4 protein-coding genes are annotated in these 2642 nt (G+C 67.5%); all 4 read left to right on the forward strand.

Annotated features, from left to right (window positions below; genetic code table 11):
* Positions 1-162 precede the first annotated feature (162 nt).
* Positions 163-897, forward strand: a complete 735-nt coding sequence (locus ENN83_RS09680; protein ID WP_287186364.1) for a division plane positioning ATPase MipZ — start codon at positions 163-165, stop codon at positions 895-897.
* Entirely contained in the window at positions 864-1469 is a 606-nt protein-coding gene (locus ENN83_RS09685; RefSeq protein WP_287186367.1) for a hypothetical protein, read from the forward strand. The genes ENN83_RS09680 and ENN83_RS09685 overlap by 34 nt, the downstream gene beginning before the upstream one ends.
* Before the next feature lie 274 nt (positions 1470-1743).
* A complete protein-coding gene (locus ENN83_RS09690; RefSeq protein ID WP_287186370.1) occupies positions 1744-1935 on the forward strand; it encodes a hypothetical protein in 192 nt (63 codons plus the stop codon).
* Positions 1925-2320 (forward strand): hypothetical protein, encoded by a 396-nt coding sequence (locus tag ENN83_RS09695; RefSeq protein WP_287186372.1) that lies wholly within the window; start codon positions 1925-1927, stop codon positions 2318-2320. The genes ENN83_RS09690 and ENN83_RS09695 overlap by 11 nt, the downstream gene beginning before the upstream one ends.
* Positions 2321-2642 lie beyond the last annotated feature (322 nt).

A 2642-nucleotide genomic window follows, 5' to 3' on the forward strand; every position in this document is an offset into this window, starting at 1 on the left:
ATTCCCATTGCCGGAGATCGATGGCCAATGGCCGAAAGCAGATTTTCGAGGATCGAGACCGGATTGCAGCTCCGCCTTCCCCGCCCTGTCTTCTCCGGAAAACGACAGCAGGGGGCAGAGCCGATGACAGCGGTCACGATGAACGGAATCCGGGAGGTCTAGGTGGCCAATCGCAAGGGCGGCTCGGGCAAGAGCACCGTCTGTCGGGCGCGCGCCTCGGCCGCCGGCGCGCGCGGCGAGAACGTGACACTGTTCGATACCGACAGCTCGCGCTCCTGCTTCAAGTGGCAGGAGGCCCGCCGGGCGCGGGGCACCTGGTCGCCCCGGGTCGAGGTCATCCACAGCCTCGAGGTCGGACGCATCGCCGACACCATCGCCGAGATCTACGACCAGCCCGACCAGGAGCACCTGATCCTGACCGACACCTTCGGCGGAGCCTCCGAGACCCATGACGAGCTTGCCACCCTCGCCCATCTGGTGCTGACACCGATGCTGCGTCACGGGCCGATTGCGAGGAGGCCAGGGCGACGGCGCAGTGGTATGTCCCGCTGCGCGGGCGGCTGTCGACCACCGACGCGCTTGCACCGCTCGGCGTGCTGTTCAACCGTGTGCCGCTCCGCGTCTCCGAAGACCGAGCGCGAGATCGTGGCCCGGGTCTACGGCACGCTGCCCGCCTTCGAGTCCTTCCTGAGCAACCGCGCCGCCTGTATCCGCATGGACAAGGAGGGCCTGCTCGGTCCGATCCGGGACGCCATGGTGAACCGGGCACTCGCCCGGCATGTGCAGACCACCCTCGACGAGGCCGAGGCGGTGCTGGCCGAGATCGACAGCGCCATCCGCCGCGATGCGAGGGCCGCCGGACCATGGTCCCGCGCAAGCCCCTCACCTCTGTCCTGAAGCGCGACCCGGGGTTTTCCGCCACCCTGTCGCCCGGCCCGAAACGGCTTGCGGACCCGCTTGACGACGCACCCGACGGCTCCATGACGCCCCCTGCCCTGCCTGCGGCCGCCGGAACGCCCGAACCGGCCCGGGCCGGCGCGGCCCCGGACCATCAGGCCCGTCCCGGTCCAGGCACGGCGGACGTGCCGACCTCCGGCCCGCCATCGGGGCGCGGCGTCAAGCTCAGCATCGCCGTCTCGATCGCCGACGCGGAGGTGGCCGCCGTCGAGGCCTATGCCGCCCACGCCCTCGTGACACCGCAGCAGCTTCTGCGGGAGATCGCGCAGCGGGCCAAGCGGGAGATCGTCGGCGCTTGGCTCGAGACCGGGTTTCCCGGGGAAGACGACAGCGAGCCCCGCGGCAAACTCACCACCAGCGTCTCGGTGACCCTCCCGCAGGCGCTCGCGGACCGCATCGCCGCGGCCCACGACCCGATGGGCCTGATGGGCATCGCCCGCATCGTCGCCCCCACCTATCGCAATGCCTTCAGCCGCGCCCTGCGCAAGGCGCTGCGCGACGCGGGGCTCTGACGGCGCGGAACCGGGCGTGGCGATTGGCGCGCTTCCGCAGGCGCGGCTCAACGGTGCCGATTATCGGCGCGGGGCCTCGAAGGGCTTGCCCGCTCGGCCCCTCCCTGTCGCCTTTTTCAGTCCCTGATCCGCCTGCCATCCGGCGGGCCGGCTTCGCCCCTCCGTGCTCTGCCGTCCGGAAAGCACGGGGCTTTCCAGTCGACAGGACAGGAACGGCCTTCGGTCACGGGCGGATGGGCTGCCGGTGGTCGAACAGTGCACGAGGGCAGACACAATGCAGAAACGGAACGTGGGCATTCCGATCGGGAAGGTGGTGCGGCGGACCCGGGAGGCCGAGGAAATCCTTGCGATTACCTATCGCTGGAGCCTGACCGGCAAGCAGGTGACGATCTGGTTCACCGACCAGGTCCCCGACGCGGCGGAGATCACGATCGAGCCGATCACGGAGTTCGATCATGTTCGATGAGGTGCGGGACCGTCTTGCCGTTGCGGAGCGATTGATCGACGCCATCGAAGCCTGCGACCCGGACCATGCCGGGATCATCATGCTGCTGGCATTGGAGGTAATGTTCCAGGGTGCGCCCTGCCCGCCGCTCGACGATCTGGACCGCGAAATGCGGTTCTGCGCGGGCACCATCTGCACGGCGGAACTTGTGGTGCTCGTTCGTGCCTGCGCCGGGGAGATCGGCGGGCGCATCGAGGATGCGGGTCATCAGGATCGAACTCGCCGCAAGGCTCATGGCGGGGCTTTCGGATCGGGAGTGGCGAGCAGCGCACCGAGCCGCAAGGTCAGGTGGAGCGAACGCCTTGGCAGACGGACCAGGCGGGTCCGCCGGGTGCGGATGATCTGAATGCGTCCAGTTGACCGAGGTCTCGGTCGGGATCTGACGGATGGCGCTGGGCTCCCAGCCCGGATTATTCACGAGGATGTGGTGAGCGTAGCGTAAGATTTTGAAAGCAGGTATTTTTCGGTTGTCCAAGCCAGAAAGTCCAGTTTTCAAGGCAGGCCCCCTCACCATGATTCAGTTTACCCCACATAATACTCACGGCCTTAGGCTCAGGACCCATTGATTGGCTTGATGCCGCTGCCTCTGCGTGATTCAAGACCCCGCGCTGATGGGGAGCACGATGAGCAATCTTTTCTGGCTGACAGACGAGCAGATGGAGCGGCTG

Source organism: Rhodovulum sp. (genome assembly GCF_011048875.1).
Lineage (GTDB): Bacteria > Pseudomonadota > Alphaproteobacteria > Rhodobacterales > Rhodobacteraceae > Rhodovulum > Rhodovulum tesquicola.